This window comes from Chitinophaga jiangningensis (genome assembly GCF_900142605.1).
Classification (GTDB): domain Bacteria; phylum Bacteroidota; class Bacteroidia; order Chitinophagales; family Chitinophagaceae; genus Chitinophaga; species Chitinophaga jiangningensis.
The window spans coordinates 1-16,382 of record NZ_FRBL01000009.1; the positions used below are offsets into that span (position 1 = coordinate 1).

Below are 16,382 nucleotides of genomic sequence, written 5' to 3' on the forward strand. Positions count from 1 at the left end.
TCTGACAAATTCACAAACGGAAAAGAGGTAATAAGAATTTTTATAGTAAAGATTTTTATTAAGTGTATGCATTGCACAAATCTAAAAGTCTCTACGCCGTTAGGCAATATATTCCCTGGAAGTTTCAAAAGTCATCCAAAGCAAATACCTAGCTAGTTTCTTTTCAACCAACCATTATCCCGAAGCCAGTTCTCCAACCGGTCCAGCCAATGCTCATCGGGATTGCTGGTGCTCATACCGAAGCCGTGGCCGCCGCGCTGATATACATGCAGCTCTGCGGGTACTTTGTTACGGATAAGCGCGGAGTAAAAATTAATACTGTTATCAACTACTACCGCTTTATCGTCAGAAGCATGAACGAGGAAGGTAGGCGGTGTTTCACCGGTTACCTGGAGTTCGTTGCTGAATTCCTGCACTTTTTCTGCTGAAGGATTATTACCGATCAGGTTATTGCGGGAGCCACGGTGGGTGATGCTATCCACCATGCTGATAACCGGGTAAACGAGCACGAGGAAGTCGGGCCGCAGGTTTACCTGGTCACTGTTAGGGATATACGATTTTTTAAAATGAGTACCTGCCGTAGCGGCCAGGTGGCCACCTGCGGATGAGCCCATAAGGCCAACCCTGTTGACGTCTATTTTCCATGCAGCGGCATGCTGCCTTACGAGGCGGATGGCCTGTTGGGCATCCTGCAACGGTCCGATGGAGCGGTCCCACATGGTGGTATCGTTAGGCATGCGGTATTTAAGTACGATGGCTGTTACGCCCATTTCGTTGAGGCGTTTGGCGAAGTTGATACCTTCTTTCGTATAGGCGAGGCCGGAGTAGCCGCCCCCGGGACATACCACCATGGCAGCACCGTTGGCTTTATCAGCAGGTGCTTTGAATATTTGCACGGTGGGCACTGAAACGCGGGTGTAGCCGATGCCGCCGTCGGGCCTGTCGGTTTTTACTTCTTTGTTGGGTCCTTTGCGGCTGTTGACAACACTATCCGGGTATAGCGGCATTTCCTGCTGGGCGTAGGCCGATAATGAGAAGCAGGTAGCCATAAGTGGCAAGATAATTTTTCGCGTGATCATAACGTGTAGCTTTATAGGCAAAGCTAATAATTGATTTTTGTTTTTTATAGGGAGATATAGAACGCGCTTACGGCAAAACCGGAGGCCTTGCCGTGAATTGCGCTACTGCTTACCGTAGGATTATTGGTTTGCACCCCCATTTACCAGTAGGTGCTGGCCGTTCACGAAGGAGGAAAGGTCGCTTGCAAAAAACTCTGCAATATTGGCTACATCCTCTACTTCCGCCAGTCGCCCCATAGGGCAACTGTTGAGCAGCGACTGCCGGAGTTCAGGGTAACTTCCTGGTTCAGCAAAAATCCCTGAATGATCAACGGCGAAGGGGATAATAGCGTTTACCGTTACGCCCCTGTGCCCGATTTCTTTTGACAACACATCTACCAGGTATCGTGGGGTGGTTTTGCTGCCGCCGTATATCGCCATGCCAGGTACAGGAAAGACCGTAGTACTAGAGGCAATATAGATAATACGTCCGTTGTTTTGTACCAATTTGGCTGCCTGCTGCATAGTAAAATAGGCTCCTTTGGTGTTGATGCTGAAAAGGCGGTCAAATTGCTCCTCCGTGAAGGCGGTAACCGGCGTTTCAACCATTTCGATACCCGCATTTGCCACTACGATGTCCAGTTTACCAAAGGCCTTAATGGCTTCACTAAAGAGCTGCTCTATTTCTGCCACTTTACTAACATCTGCCTGGACCGCAATGACGTTGGCTCCCATGGCCCTGATGTTGGAGACCACCTGCTCGGCGGAGGATTTATCTTTGGAATAATTGATTACAATGTTAGCGCCCAGTGCCGCATAGCGTTCTGCAATGGCTTTACCTAAGCCCCTGGCGGAGCCGGTGATTAAGGCTGTTTTGTTATATAAGGTGTTCATATGTCAGGATTTTACAGTTACTAAGCCATACCACCGTTTGCGCCGATGTTTTGAGCATTGATCCATTTGGCATCGTCGCTCACGAGGAAGAGCACGACATTGGCAATATCATCCGTTTCGGCAATGCGGTTAAATGGATTAAGTGCTGCAAGCCGTGCGATAGTTTCCTGTGATTTTCCGTCCAGGAAAAGTGCGGTGGCGGTAGGTCCGGGAGAGAGTGAATTTACATTGATTCCACGATGACCTACCTCCCTTGAAAAAATGCGGGTGAGTTGTTCTACGGCTGATTTGGAGGCAACGTAGTTTCCATAACCGGGAATCATGAGCCGGTTAACGGAGGTGGATATATTGAGAACCGTTCCGTTGTCAGCCAATTTAGTCGCAGCCTCCCGCAGGGTATTGAATACCCCTTTCACGTTTATGTCAAACGTACGGTCAAATTCGTCGTCGGTAGTTTCTGCGATGGTTTTGGTAATCATAATACCCGCATTGTTAATCAGTACATCGATACGGCCATAGTGAGCAATTGCCTGGTCGAAGAGTGCTTTCACTTCAGCAGGATTTCTGACATCGGCCTGCAGGGAGATTGCATCACCGCCATTAGCGGTAATTTCAGCTACTACGGCGTCTGCATCGGACTTGCTACCGGCATAATTAACAATTACTCTTGCGCCGGCTACTGCCAGCTTTTTTGCTACTTCTGCTCCAATTCCTTTGGACGCGCCTGTTACGAGGATTACTTTTTCTGATAAATTTTTCATGAGTCTATCTGTTTTGTTTGATGAAACAAAGATAGACCAGAGAGGTGCCTGGATTATTTCAAGAATTACAGGAAGACTTATAAATTTTACAGGTGGTGCTCTTTCCGGTACTGAACGGGTGTTGAGCCAGTGTGTTTTTTAAAGAAGGTGCTGAAATGGGCCGGTTCCATGAAGCCTAGTTTATATGCTATCTCTTTAATAGATAGATGACCATTTAACAACATTGACTTTGCTTCTGCCGTACTTTTTTCTGCTATCCAGGTGGCAATAGGCTTTCCTGTTTTTATTTTGATAACATTGCTCAGGTAATTTGGATGCAGCTGTTGGGCGCTGGCATAATCCTGTACACGGTAAACGGTTTCAACCGTACCTGCGTTGAGATCCCGGTAATGTTTTTCCAACATTTTTTTAAAGGCAATTACGATCTGGGAACTTCTGTTGCCTTCATAAATAGGGTTATAATCTTCCCAAAAATATGCCTTTATTTTGAGTAGCAATACGGCCAGAAGGTGACCTATTACTTTATATTTTACAGCGGATTCACGCCTGTAATGATCATTGATAAGCAGGTATACGGCAGCTACTTCTTCATAGAACGAGTCAGTCACCACTCTTGGACGCACTGTTTCAGTGAGCAGGAATGGGAATTCCTCGAATATCTGCGGGCTGATATACTTTTTCAGGAATGTTTCATCGAAGGTGATCAGGAAAATATCCTCTATGCGCTCCCACCCGAAAGTGCGGTAGTTACTTGGATTTGTAAAGTAGACCGAATGTGGTTGCACATCAAAGGTATGCTCATCGATTTTATATTTTCCTTGTCCATCTTTCACAAACAGAAAGGAAAAGAAGTTGGGCCTGTAGGAGGCTGATTGATAAGGCAGCTCAAAGCCGACATCCCGGAGGTTGAAAATAGAAAATCCCGTAGTAGGGTCAATGAACTGCAAGGGCAGGTTCAGGTGTTGATAAAGATCGTAAAGTGAGTTAGAAGAGAAATTCGGTTGCTCCATGTTCCGTTGCCTGAAAAACTGTAAATCTAACTGCCAACACTATATAGTGAATGGCAGTTAGATTAAATATAATACTATTTCCCGGACAGTTCAGCAGCCACCTGGACAATGAAATCCGCTACTGCCTGCGGCTGCGAGATATGCAGGGCGTGGCTGGCTTTGAGATCAATTGTTTTTGTATTGGAGCGGGCGTACATGTTTCGCTGAATTTCGGGCAGGATACTTTTATCTTCCGTGGCGATGATGCCGTACGAGGGTTTATGACGCCAGGCTGCCTCCGTTATAGGCGTTACAAAGCATTGCGCATAGAAGGCGCCCTGGGAGGCGTACATAAATGCTGCATCTTCGGCCGGAATATCTGCACAGAAGCCGGCATGGAACGTTTCTTTTGCGTAGTACACAATTCCTTTTTCATTCGGTGCCTGGATGCCGTTTTCTGGCGCCGGAGGCGCGGAACGGAACCATTGCAGGGCCGATTCCCCAGTGTCTGGCTGGAAGGCGGCGATATAAACCAGCGCTGCCACATTCGGATGATTACCAGCTTCTGTGATGACGGCGCCTCCCCAGGAATGGCCGGCCAGGATCGTAGGGCCGTCCTGGTTATCCAGCACCACGGTGGTGGCTGTAGCGTCGTCTTTGAGGGAGGTGAGCGGATTTTGGACGATCGTTACCTTAAATCCCTGTTTGGTGAGGGCGTCATACATGCCACGATATCCCGAACCATCACTAAAAGCGCCGTGTACTAAAACTATGTTTTTGATAGTGGTCATATTTTTATGAATAATGGGTTAAATAAGGATTTCAAATTAAATATAATTCTTCCGGTTAAAAAAAGTTAACTTGGTTTTACAGGGAGATAACATGGCTCCCACCCTAACAACTCAAATAACCAGAAAAATGGACCAGACGATTCAGCCCCCATTGTTGATGAACGCCATGGTATTGGAGCAGTCATGCAGCCGGCTTTTACATCAACGTATACCCGTTCCCATCCCTTCCCCGTATCAGGTACTGATTAAGGTGGCCGCCTGTGCTATTTGCAGAACGGATTTACATATCATAGATGGCGACTTAAAGCAGCCAAAGCTCCCACTGGTGCCTGGTCATCAGATTGTAGGTGAAGTGATCAGCCGGGGCACGTTGGTAACCGATATAGCGGTAGGACAGTTGGTAGGCGTATCCTGGCTGGGCTATACCTGCGGCGATTGCGGTTATTGTCGCAAGGGCCTGGAGAATTTATGCGATCATGCGCAGTTTACGGGCTATCACCTGGATGGTGGATACGCCGAGTATGCAGTAGCGGATCACCGGTATTGTTTTCCATTACCAATGGAGCACGGTGGCTCTTTTGGTGCGCCATTGCTTTGCGCCGGGCTAACTGGCTACCGGTCTTACACCATGTTGCCAACGGAAGCTAAAAACATTGGTATATATGGGTTTGGCGGAGCCGGACACATATTGATACAGGTAGCTATCAACCATGGTAAATCCGTATGTGCTTTTACGCGGCCCGGAGATCATTCGGCACAGGAGTTTGCACGCAGGTATGGGGCTGCCTGGGCAGGCGACTCTACCGCCCCGGCACCGTTTCTGCTGGATGCGGCCATCATCTTTGCACCAGTGGGCGAGTTGGTAGTAAAAGCACTACAAGACACGGTAAAAGGTGGTACTATTATTTGCGGTGGTATACACATGTCAGATATCCCATCACTGCCCTACCAGCTATTATGGGGGGAGAGAAGCATTAAATCGGTGGCAAATCTTACCCGTAAAGATGGACAGGCACTGCTGGCACTGGCCAGGGAATTGTCGTTTCAGACACAGACACACCCGTATCCGTTGCACCAGGCAAACGAAGCACTGGATCATTTACGCAACGGCGATATCAATGGGGTGGCAGTCCTAATCAATTAATCCGGAGGTATGCAGGAAGCCTTACTCGTGGTAGATATGCAGCAGGGGTTCGTAAAACCTCCCTGCGAGCGTATCATCTCCCCCATTATTTCCTTAATAAAACATTTTACTGCTGCCCACAGGCCAGTAGCGTTTACACAGTTTATCAATCCGGCATACAGCAATTTCGAGCAACTGATGCAGTGGCAGAAGCTGCGGCATAGTGCGGAAACCGATATTATTCCGGTGCTGCAGCCGCTTGCGACCAATATATTTGTGAAACACCAATACTCCGCGTTTACACCGGCGTTTGAGTACTTTCTACAGCAGCATCGTGTACAAAAGCTATACCTCTGTGGTATTGCCACGGAGAGCTGTGTGCTAAAATCTGCCATGGATGCCTTTGAACGGGGTCTGCATCCGGTGGTGGTGCAGGATGCGGTGTATAGTCATGCCAGCGATGCCCACCATGCCGCCGGACTGCTGGTGTTGGCAAGAAATATTGGAGAAACGCAGCTTGTAACAGTTTCAGACACACTTCAATCATTATTCTGATAACCACCCCAAACTCATGTTATTTTTCTAATAATGGATCTTAGCGGACCTTTGCGGAGTCGATAAGGAGAACAATCATATACTTATCGTGTTTGAGAAGCAATAAACATTCAACCGCATTCAGATGAAAAGCAATTACATCCATAAAGCACTGTTGACAGGCAGCCTACTTATGGGCCTGTCTTACGCGAACGCACAAACGCAGATCGACCCTGCGGATAACAGCTGGTATCCTTCCGCTTATGGCGCCAATGATGAAATAGGCGCTGCTAATTTATTGTCGCCCGCAGGGGTAATGAGTGCCATTAAACTGGTAAAATTTGGGAAGACATTACCGCTGGCGGTGCCAATAGACAAGTACCTGCCGGCATTCCGCCATCGCAGTTTTCACCTCTACAACATACAGCCCGGCGAACAGGCGGGGCAAACGCTGGGGCCTAATAAATTCAGCTTTAACGATGAGCTGGTGAACGGCTGGACCGGCGTAGGCACTCAACTCAACGGCATTGGGCATATCGGCATCAACAATGTGTATTATAACGGCAATAAAGCCGCTGATTTTGTAACGGTAGAGGGTGTGAAAAAACTCGGCATTGAAAAAGTCCCCCCGATCGTTACCCGTGCGGTATTACTGGATATGACTGCACATTACGGCAAACCGATTGTTCCCGGCGGCACCGAGTTTACCGTTGCTGATATACAGGCGGTGCTGAAAAAAGAAGGAATCACCATTCGTAAAGGCGATGTGGTATTGTTTAATACCGGCTGGCTGGAGCTCATTGGCAAAGACAACAAACAATTTCTGGAAGTGGAACCCGGCATAGGCATGGAAGCCGCCAAATGGCTGGCATCACAGGGAATCGTAGCCTTTGGTGGCGATACCTGGGCCTCTGAAGTATATCCTAACCCATATGGCAAAGAAGAATTCCCCATCAACCAGTTTATGCTGGCGAAACATGGAATATATAACCTGGAACTGATCGATAGCAGACCACTGGTGAAGGAAAAAGTATGGGAGTTTTTATTTGTGCTCGGACAACCGCTGTATGTAGGGTCCACACAGGTAAATGTGAATCCGGTAGCGATATATTAGTACGCATAAAACAGTGTATGACAGGTTGCGGTTGCCCGGCCGCAGCCTGTTACTGTTATCTATTTCCCTACTATCTTTTTCCTGTGCATCATCCCCCAATTCTTCAGCGCCAGCATCACCTCCTGTAACGTATCCGCATACGGCGTTATCTCGTACTCCACTGCCGGTGGAAACGTATCATACACCGTCCGTTTCACCAACAGATTCGTTTCCAGGTCTTTCAACTCCTTTGATAACATTTTATCGCTGATACCTTCTATTTCTTTCGCTATCTGCCGGAAGCGCTTAGGCCCTGCTTTCAGCGATAGTAATATCTGTAGTTTCCAGCTGCCATTCAGTGTTTCCATGGCATCGCGGATGGCGCGCAATGTGCCGGCATTGCAGGTGATAAGATCATGTTTTTTTGCCATAGTCGTTTTTTGATACTAACTATTGAGTTAGCACTAACCAGGTGGTTAGTACTAACCGTTGGTTAGTAAATATAACTAAGTTTGTGTTTAAAAAAATGAATCAGGAGAAAGTAGTATTCATCACCGGTGCAACGGGAGGGATCGGAAAGGCCGCAGCCATCGCAATGGCCCAACGGCAATACACCGTGGTGATCCATGGAAGGAATAAAGAAAGAACGGCCGCAGTAGCGGAGGAAATAAAAAAGCTGACCGGAAACAGGCAGGTGGACTATATCGTAGGCGACTTCTTTTTAATGAGGGAGGTGAAGAAAGCAGCAACGAGTTTTCTGAATAAGTACAAGCGGCTGGATATTCTCATCAACAACGCGGGAGGACTGATGAATAAAGAAAGGGCCGTAACTGCTGAAGGCATAGAAACCACGATTGCGTTAAATGTACTAGCACCGTTTTTGTTGACGAAACAACTGCTACCATTGCTCCAGCAGCGCGAGGATGCGAGAATTATTAATGTAGCCTCCAATGCTCACAAGCTGAATGCCCGGCCAGACTTTAACGACATTGAACTGCATAAACATTATAATCCGCTGAGGGCCTATGGCAATTCGAAGTTATTCCTGATTTGGAATACGCAACATCTGGCGGCGCAACTGAGCCAACAGGGATTGCACCACGTAAGGGTTAACAGTGTACATCCGGGGGCGATAGCCACTAACTTTGGCGTGACCAGCAACCTGGGGGGCCTGATGAATGTAGTGGCCAAATTGCTAAGGCCATTTTTCAAAACGCCGGAACAGGGAGCCGAAACGCTTACTTTTCTGGCCACTGGAGATATACATCTCACCGGAACTTATTTTGAGAAAAATAAACCGGTAGGTGCCTCACCAAAATATTACAGCAAGCGAAATGAGCAGCTGATCTGGGATTATTGTGAGCAGCAGGTGAAGCAGTGGAAGTAATAAAAAGAAGCGGTAGCACCTGCAAGTGACTACCGCTGTTGTATGAACCTACTTTACAATTTTTTAGGGAGATGTAAGCCCTGCTGTTACAACGCTTTTACCGGCGGAGGACTAAAGAAATCCTTTACGTCGCCGATGGCTGTGCGGGTACATCGCATGATAATATCCTGTAAGTCGGTGCCGCTGCTCTGCAAAGGATCGATCGCCTTCACCAGTTGCGTTCTCAACTCAAAGAGTTCTGCCCTGTTAAAGCGCTTTGATTCTTTTACCAGTTCCAGTTTCATGCGTTGTTCCTGCTGGTCCTGCCTGGGGTTGAAAATCCCATTGAGTTGACTACATTGGTCACAGATCCCGTTTTTGTTGACTAGTGCGCAACGGTGGTCGAAGATATTGGTCATGGTTTCCCGCGAATCATTCAGGAGATGCTTCACCACCCCTTCTGATTTATCGAGTATCTGGCAAATTTCCTTCACCGGGAAATCGTAGATATCCTTTAAAATCATGGCCACCTGGTTTTCGATAGGCAGTGTTTTGGAGATGCAGGTGAAACAGAAATCGATATGTTCCCGCATTTCATAGGCGCCTGAAGTATAGTGCTGATGTACGATACGGAATGATCCGGAAATTTCGGGATTACCGATGGCCAGTCGTGCACCCTGGTCCTGCGCATCCACGGGCCAGCGCTTCAGTTTCCGGAGGTGATCATATGCCAGGTTGGTGGCTATACGAAACACCCAGGTTTTCAGGGATGCTTCTGCGTTAAAGGTGCCGATCTTATCGAAGGCACGGATGAAGGTATCATGCGTCAGATCATCTACGTCATTGCGATCAGTCAGCAACCGGTAGAGGTATGATTTAAGTGGTTGCTGAAATGCAGCAAACAGCGATTGAAATGCGTTAATATCCCCGGCCATGGCCTGTTGCAGGATTGCTTCTCTTTCCATTGTATGAATGTTATGGCTAAACAAAAGGAGTGCGACTCCATAAACTTATTATAATATATTCAGTTTTCCGCAATCAAAATCTACGATATGACTGTTGAACACCATGCCGTTGTCGGACACCAGGAAGGCGGCCGTTTCGCCCAGCTGCTTTAACGTAGGCACTGTTTTGAGGATATCGAAGCGGGTGTAATTGGCTGCGACCTGTTCTCTTGGAAGGCCCAGTGCTGCGGAAAAATCAGTGATCATGCCCTGGATTTTGCGGGTTTCCAGCAATGCACCGGAAGCGATGCAGATTGACTTTATACCATGCTGCCCAAACTCTGCGGCCATTACGCGGGTAAGTCCTTCAATAGCTGCGCAGGCTGCCGCAAAGCCTGCCATATTGGGCGTTTTGGACCTGGCCATGGAGGCGGTAAACTGCAACAGCGTACCCTGGGAGCCGGTTTGGATCATGTACTTGGCGGCTACGCGGGAAGTAAGAAACTGCGAGCCACAAATCCTTTGCAGTGGATGCAGGAATTGTTCAAAAGTAGCCATGGTAGTGGGCGTACCGCTACCCGCGTCTTTATAGTAACTGCCGATGCCGTTAAACACCATATCCAGCCGGCCATTATCCGCTACTACCTGTTGAATGTAAGCATCGATTTCCGCTTCATTAAGCGCATCCACCTTACCTGCCTGTGCCTGGCCGCCATCGGCAATGATCTCCGCTGCGAGGGCTTCTACAGCTGCCAGGTTCAATGCCGTTACATACACTTTGGCGCCATGTGCTGCAAATCCCCGTGCTATTGCGCCACCCACCTGGCCGGATGCCGCAAAAACTACGGCTACTTTGTCTTTTAAGTTTTCCATTTTGCTTGCTTTCAGTTTTTGACGAATGAGCGTTGCAAAACGGTCGGGAATTTGGAAGTTTTTTTAAAAAAAATATAAGTAGTTGGTTTATAGAGAGATAAATTGCCAGGAATAAAAATTTTTAGTCCGGTTTGGAGATGTTTCAGTGGAGAACCGGCGGCGTAACGCCGAAGCATAAACGCTCCGGTTACCCTGAAAACGCTATGGCTGAGGCGCTGGTTGAGGGATGTTGTATCCGCAATCACAGGGAATACTGGTAGGCCTGATTGCCTTTATTTTTTGGATTTCTTCTTCCACCCCACGCAGACTATCAGCATGTTTACTTTCCGACACATCGATTTGAATCCCTTTAAAGTTCAGCGTATTGAGAAAGTCGTTCATGGCCTGTGGTCCGGCAGGTGCAGGCGTTAGCACCACGTTATTATCCTGCTTAGTAACGAGGATAGATTTTGCGAAGCGTATTTGTCCTTTTTCCTCCCCTGTACCTATGATCCAGGCCTTTTTGTCCGGCAACACTGGCAGCTTGCCATCGGTGCCATAGAAACCCATTACATCGCTTTCTCCACGAAGCCAACCTCCCTCCGCAAAAATCCTGAGATCAGGAATGATCAGAAAAACATGAGTATTGTTCTTGTAGGTACCGGTAAGGGTTACACGTAAACTTCCCTGCACCACTCCTTTCACGTCTTTCAACAGTATATCTATATTATACCAATCGAAGGTTTTGATCTCAAAAGAATAGTATTGACCGGTGAAGCTTGGGGGGATCACCTTAGAAAGCGTATCCGTTATAATCCCTACCGAAGCTGGGATTTGTGGAGCAGCTGTATGAGTGATTACCATGCCGGCATTGTTGGTTTCAACCAGTTGCCGTTGTTGTATTTCCAGCCGCTGCAGCCTGGCGAGCGCCTTAGTATAAGCATTACAACTATCCTTTGCCAGCAACTGCTGGTTAAAGGTGGTTAAATCAGCCTGTTTACTGTAATTGTCTATATAATCATATATGTCTGTAACTTCAGCTTCAGTAAATCCTGCAAAAGCGGGCATAGCTTGCCTGCCATATGCGTTGAAGATACAGATTGCTTCCGGATCCTCCTTCGCAAGCAAAGCTGCGGAGTTATAGGTAAAGGCAGCAAGCCACTCTCTGGTTCTGCAAGCCGTTACATGCCTTAATGAAGGACCGGTAATATTCCTGTCAAGTGAATGACAGGAACTGCAATTGTCTTCCAGCATTTTTTCTGCCGCTACCCATCGGGCAAAAGTTTTTTCCTGCTGCGGAATACTTACCGGTTCTACCCAGTTCATGTTGCCATTTTTATCCACCTCCCCTCTGTACAATTGCATTCCTTCTCTCACAAAGTCGGTGGGGATTTCAATCCTGATGGGCTTTACAATTCGGGCGTCATCAGGGGTTACCGGCAGTATATTTATCATACCACCGCTACTAAGTATTTCGCCATTGGCCCGCGTCAATAATCCCGCTTTAATAATATCGCCGATCGTATACGCTTCTCTTACCTCCAGCTTAAGCGTGAGGGCTTTAGATTGAATGGCATTTGCCGGAATATGTATACGGGCGCCGTAACTCGTTGTTAGCACAGTATCAACAGTGGTATTAATGGTAAAAACATCGGGGATTAATGCATCAGTATGCAATACGGAGATGTTGTCCTGTGCGTTGTTACAGGCAAAAGCGATCACCACAATTAGCAACACGGCGGAAAGGCGTCGAAGCATAGGTATAGGTTTGAAACACAAAAATAGCACGAGCACCCTTAGGAGAAAAAGAATTTGGGAACAAGGAAACTTGCGGGCACAAAAAACAACTACCTGTTAGTACAGGTAGCTGTCAGCATCATCGTTTAGCATTGTGCTGCAATACATGATACAGTACAGAATGAACAACCGCCGGAACACTACCCCGGCGGCTGCATTCCTATCTCGCCATAAAACCTCCATCAATCGGATAATAGCCCCCAGTGGCAAATGAAGCCTTGTGGCTGCTGAGGAAAGTAACCAGGTGTGCCACTTCTTCCGGCTGGCCTATTCTGCCAATGGGTTGTGAGGAATTAAGGATATCCCACATATCCGGAAAGTTGGTGCTCACCAGCGGCGTTTCAATATAGGCCGGGCCTACTGCATTAACGCGGATATTACGTTCTGCATATTCCAGTGCAGCCGTGATCGTTAGTCCCACGTTAGCATGCTTGGTGGCAACGTACGCGGCCAATCCCGGCAAGGCAATTTTCCCCCCCACGGACGACATATTCACGATCGCTCCACCGCCGGCGGCCAGCATAGCCGGAATTTCATACTTCATGCAATAGAACATACCATTGAGGTTGATGTTAACGGTTTCCTGCCAGTCTTCAATCGAAAACAAATCCGTATCTAGTGGTTGCTTCAGGATACCGGCATTATTACAGGCAATATCCAAACGGCCATAGTGATCCAATGTGGCTTCTACCAGGTGTTTACAGTCGGCCGGCACGCTCACATCCGTTCTCACATAAATTGCGTCGCCACCAGCTGCTTTTATGAGTGCCACTACTTCCTGCAGCGGCCCTTCCTTACGGCCGGCCAGCACTACGCGGGCACCGTTAGCTGCATAGTCAATGGCTACGGCACGTCCAATACCAAGACTGGCGCCTGTTACAATAGCTACCTTGTTTTCCAGTAACATAAATAATAATTATTGGTTTGTGAAAAAACTATTTGTTGGTGGATAGGATGTCAGGGGTCTCCACGCTGGTTAACACGTTTCGGGTCAACTAATTTCACCAAAATTAGCGGGGCTAAACGGAACTATGATTACAGTCAAAAATATTTTCTTTAAAGTTAGGCATGCATATCAACACTGAAATCGCAGCACAGCATCCGCCTGTAATTTTGCCATACATCACATCCCACCATGCATTTATAAATTCTATGTTACCCAAAAATCTGTTAATCCAACATTAAGTCTATTATTATGGCCAACAAATCATCTATCCCCACCCTGTTCCAGGAGCTATCTGTATGGAGGGATAAGGACGTTTTTCATCCTGACATGGATAGCGACGCTATCATTGAGCAGCTCTTTCCTAGAGACTTTGCAGGTTTTACGCGGAGCATGTCTGATATCATCGGGTCCTTTTATGGTATTTTATTACAGGCAGCTGGTAACCTTGGCGGAGTAAATATGCCGGATGCCTTATCGGAATCATTGATGAGGGAACTGGGCCGCGCTAAGGCCAATACACTGCTGCAGCAGTTCCCGGAGCTCAACAGGGATGCGAGAGGTATCTTAAAAGCAATTATTTCTGCTATTTACGGCGCCAGCCCGGAATACAATTTTCAAATTAACCGTTATGAGCCTGACATGGTTAAGTTCACGATGACTGGCGATGACCGTTATCACCGCATCAGCAAGCGGTTAAATTTGAGTGCGCAATTGGAATGGCCGGTGGTTACGCCGTTTTTCCAGGCCGTTTGTGAGGTAATTGCACCCGGATTTACTGTTGACACTGCACTGGAGGAGCTATTCGATTCAAGCGAGTGCAGGTATAACATTAGTATATACAGAGATACCAATCCTGCGGTGCAGGAAAAGGTCCAGACAGGTATGCGGCCTCCGTTTTTCCTGCTGCCCGAAGCGCCGCTAAGCACCGCTGGAAAGTTCCTGGAAATGGAACTGGGAAATGCGGGATCATTTGAAATGGAAAACTTTGCCACGTTAGTGCAGATGGCTATTTCCGGTGAAGCCTGGAATGCGAACCGGTTGTATCCTACGGGCAACCATCAGTATATGCTTGGAGATAAATTCCGGGCTTTCAGGGTAGGTGTTTTTGAGAAGGACACCGTGTATAAGGCAGTGGTAGAAAGTATGGTGGTGCGTAAGCGCAAGCGGAAAAGTATCGCGAATATCTTTAGTGCCAAAGGCGATCTGGTGTACCAGTTGATTTTCGATTATTTCATGTGGAGCGAGGGGGAATTTACCAGGAAGTTTTCTTCGCTAAGGAAGGATGCGACTGCGTTGGTTAATATGCCGGCGGCGCTTCCTCACCTTGCCAGGATTGATTTTACCGACCCTTATCATTACTTGTCAGTGATATCTCCCTTTGAAGTGCAACATTGTCTCGGGCACTTTGAGCATTATCCCTGTGTGCCGGGTTTGTCTCTTTACCGGATATTGGCATTGGAGGCCGGGCGGTGGTTAGCAGAGATGGAGTTACTGCCATTGGTCGGGAAGCCCGTAGTGGATAGTCTCACCATTCATTCCAATATGATCATGCCAGTAGAAACGCCTTATGCAGTGCATACGCGTGTTACGCGGATGTCGGCCCAGATTATCCAATTTGAAAGTAAGGTGGTGGCGATAGATAATCCCGGTATTGTATACACGGTGATTATTTTTGATGTGCAGTTATAATAAAGGGCACAGCAAAGCTGTGCCCCATTGTATTTGAATGATCTTTACATATCAATTCTGAAACCTGTGATTGAATTTGCTGCCGCTCCTGGCGGTAGTGTAATCACCAGGGCATCTGCCTGTTGCTGCCATTTTATTTTTTGGGCGGCACCTAGCATGCGTACTGATTTCACGGGTTTTGTTGTATATGCATTTTGTTTCGCGAATGATTTGATACGGATCTCGTTTGCTGGTGTTTTCATACAGTAAGCATACACGGAATTTCCTTTCGCAGTAAACCGGATGTCTTCAGATTGGTATTGTTGCGTATCGCTGATGCCACCAAAATGGCCTTTCTGCTGGTTACCTTTGATGGTGGAGGGGCCTTCTCCGTATATCTTCCATGGCCTTGAACTGTAGATACCTTCGCTGTTGGCGTTCATCCAGGTTCCAAGGCTATCCAGGATACCTGTTACGTCGGCTTCAAGATCCCCTTCAGGCGTTTGTACCACGTTGAGCAGCAGGTTCCCATTTTTGCTGACGATATCGAGGAGGAGGCGGATAATCTCATTTGCACTTTTATAGGATTGGCCGGTACGATAGTACCAATCACCTATAGAAGTATCCGTTTGCCATGGGAAGGGGCTGATTGTGTCCAGCAAGCCGCGCTCTACATCCTGTACCCATCTGCCACCGGAAGGTTGTTTAGGGGTATACACTGCGGTCATTTTTCCGCCGTTTCTGGCGTAGTTATCATTGTAATAATGGGCTACCATTTCGAGGCCGGTATTTTCAAAAGGAACCCTGCTATCAGAATACAGCAGGTCCGGATGATAGTTGTCTATTAACTCATTTATACATTTAAGCCAGTGTTCATGCCAACGGGGGTTATTGGTAAGCCAGTTCTTCATATCAGCAGAATCGGCTTTTTCATGGTAAAGATCCTGGTATGCCGGATCTGCCCCATCATAAGGTACGCCTGCCAGCGGTCCCGTAGCATCAGCACCATGACTGGTTTGAAACCAGTTAAAGCTGGCTGCCAGATGTTCGGATACACCAAAGCGTAATCCTTCTTTTTTTGCAGCCGTTTGCCAAAGTTTCACCACATCCTTGTGTGGACCTAAGTTAACAGCGTTCCATTTATTTATGGCCGATTTCCAAAGGAAGAAGTTATCATGATGGGTTCCCATACTTACAAAGTAGCGGGCACCTGCTTTTTTATATAGTTTCATGAGGTCTTCCGGATGCCATTTTTCTGCCTTCCAGAGCGGGATGATATCTTTGTAACCAAATTTGGAAGGAGGACCATATTTTTTTACGTGCGCTACATTCTGGTGACTACCCTGGACGTACATATTTTTGGCATACCAGTCGCCTTCGCGCGGAACGGCCTGTGGGCCCCAGTGCGACCAGATACCGAACTTCGCATCCCGGAACCATTCAGGATACTGGTATTGTTGCAAAGAAGTTTCATCCGCCTTAAACGGACCTTTTGTTTGTGCTGCTGCAGAGGATAATATGCAGGCGCTGGCAAGAATAAGCAAAGGTGCTTTCATATTTATTGAT

Annotated in this window: 16 protein-coding genes; 5 read left to right on the forward strand and 11 right to left on the reverse strand. The window is 47.4% G+C overall.

Features of this window, described 5'->3' with window-relative positions; translation table 11 throughout:
* Positions 1 to 152 precede the first annotated feature (152 nt).
* From BUB18_RS22370 to BUB18_RS22390, 5 genes are all read right to left on the reverse strand, one after another.
* A complete protein-coding gene (locus tag BUB18_RS22370; RefSeq protein ID WP_073085353.1) occupies positions 153 to 1,079 on the reverse strand; it encodes an alpha/beta hydrolase in 927 nt (308 codons plus the stop codon).
* Positions 1,080 to 1,199: 120 nt separating this feature from the next.
* Positions 1,200 to 1,952 (reverse strand): SDR family oxidoreductase, encoded by a 753-nt coding sequence (locus BUB18_RS22375; RefSeq protein ID WP_073085355.1) that lies wholly within the window; start codon positions 1,950 to 1,952, stop codon positions 1,200 to 1,202.
* A gap of 20 nt (positions 1,953 to 1,972) precedes the next feature.
* Positions 1,973 to 2,713, reverse strand: coding sequence for an SDR family oxidoreductase (locus BUB18_RS22380; protein ID WP_073085357.1), 741 nt, complete (start codon positions 2,711 to 2,713; stop codon positions 1,973 to 1,975).
* Between the two features lie 86 nt (positions 2,714 to 2,799).
* On the reverse strand, positions 2,800 to 3,723 hold the full coding sequence (locus BUB18_RS22385; protein WP_073085359.1) for a helix-turn-helix domain-containing protein: 924 nt from the start codon (positions 3,721 to 3,723) through the stop codon (positions 2,800 to 2,802).
* Between the two features lie 74 nt (positions 3,724 to 3,797).
* Positions 3,798 to 4,493, reverse strand: a complete 696-nt coding sequence (locus tag BUB18_RS22390; RefSeq protein ID WP_083550600.1) for an alpha/beta hydrolase — start codon at positions 4,491 to 4,493, stop codon at positions 3,798 to 3,800.
* Between the two features lie 127 nt (positions 4,494 to 4,620).
* On the opposite strand from BUB18_RS22390, the gene BUB18_RS22395 reads away from it, so the two are divergent.
* From BUB18_RS22395 to BUB18_RS22405, 3 genes are all read left to right on the forward strand, one after another.
* Positions 4,621 to 5,637, forward strand: coding sequence for a zinc-dependent alcohol dehydrogenase family protein (locus tag BUB18_RS22395; protein WP_218588090.1), 1,017 nt, complete (start codon positions 4,621 to 4,623; stop codon positions 5,635 to 5,637).
* Between the two features lie 9 nt (positions 5,638 to 5,646).
* Entirely contained in the window at positions 5,647 to 6,171 is a 525-nt protein-coding gene (locus BUB18_RS22400; RefSeq protein ID WP_073085363.1) for a cysteine hydrolase family protein, read from the forward strand.
* A gap of 124 nt (positions 6,172 to 6,295) precedes the next feature.
* Positions 6,296 to 7,264, forward strand: a complete 969-nt coding sequence (locus BUB18_RS22405) for a cyclase family protein (protein ID WP_073085365.1) — start codon at positions 6,296 to 6,298, stop codon at positions 7,262 to 7,264.
* A 59-nt stretch (positions 7,265 to 7,323) separates the two neighbouring features.
* On the opposite strand, the gene BUB18_RS22410 is transcribed toward BUB18_RS22405, so the two are convergent.
* Complete coding sequence (locus tag BUB18_RS22410) at positions 7,324 to 7,674, reverse strand: winged helix-turn-helix transcriptional regulator (protein ID WP_073085367.1); 351 nt, start codon at positions 7,672 to 7,674, stop codon at positions 7,324 to 7,326.
* Positions 7,675 to 7,769: 95 nt separating this feature from the next.
* Between BUB18_RS22410 and BUB18_RS22415 the strand changes: the two genes are divergently transcribed.
* Positions 7,770 to 8,630, forward strand: coding sequence for an SDR family NAD(P)-dependent oxidoreductase (locus BUB18_RS22415; protein ID WP_073085369.1), 861 nt, complete (start codon positions 7,770 to 7,772; stop codon positions 8,628 to 8,630).
* Positions 8,631 to 8,716: 86 nt separating this feature from the next.
* On the opposite strand, the gene BUB18_RS22420 is transcribed toward BUB18_RS22415, so the two are convergent.
* The 4 genes from BUB18_RS22420 to BUB18_RS22435 all read right to left on the reverse strand — a co-directional run bounded on the left by BUB18_RS22420 (position 8,717) and on the right by BUB18_RS22435 (position 13,109).
* Positions 8,717 to 9,574 (reverse strand): RNA polymerase sigma factor, encoded by an 858-nt coding sequence (locus tag BUB18_RS22420; protein WP_073085371.1) that lies wholly within the window; start codon positions 9,572 to 9,574, stop codon positions 8,717 to 8,719.
* Positions 9,575 to 9,622: 48 nt separating this feature from the next.
* Entirely contained in the window at positions 9,623 to 10,426 is an 804-nt protein-coding gene (locus BUB18_RS22425; RefSeq protein ID WP_073085373.1) for an SDR family NAD(P)-dependent oxidoreductase, read from the reverse strand.
* Positions 10,427 to 10,627: 201 nt separating this feature from the next.
* A complete protein-coding gene (locus tag BUB18_RS22430; protein WP_073085374.1) occupies positions 10,628 to 12,163 on the reverse strand; it encodes a c-type cytochrome in 1,536 nt (511 codons plus the stop codon).
* 199 nt (positions 12,164 to 12,362) lie between these two features.
* On the reverse strand, positions 12,363 to 13,109 hold the full coding sequence (locus BUB18_RS22435; protein ID WP_073085375.1) for an SDR family NAD(P)-dependent oxidoreductase: 747 nt from the start codon (positions 13,107 to 13,109) through the stop codon (positions 12,363 to 12,365).
* Positions 13,110 to 13,397: 288 nt separating this feature from the next.
* Between BUB18_RS22435 and BUB18_RS22440 the strand changes: the two genes are divergently transcribed.
* The gene (locus BUB18_RS22440; RefSeq protein ID WP_073085376.1) at positions 13,398 to 14,837 is read left to right on the forward strand and encodes a hypothetical protein; all 1,440 of its coding nucleotides are present in this window, start codon (positions 13,398 to 13,400) and stop codon (positions 14,835 to 14,837) included.
* A 44-nt stretch (positions 14,838 to 14,881) separates the two neighbouring features.
* Here the strand turns inward: BUB18_RS22440 and BUB18_RS22445 are convergent, their stop codons facing one another.
* Positions 14,882 to 16,372, reverse strand: coding sequence for an alpha-L-fucosidase (locus BUB18_RS22445; protein ID WP_083550603.1), 1,491 nt, complete (start codon positions 16,370 to 16,372; stop codon positions 14,882 to 14,884).
* Positions 16,373 to 16,382: the final 10 nt, after the last annotated feature.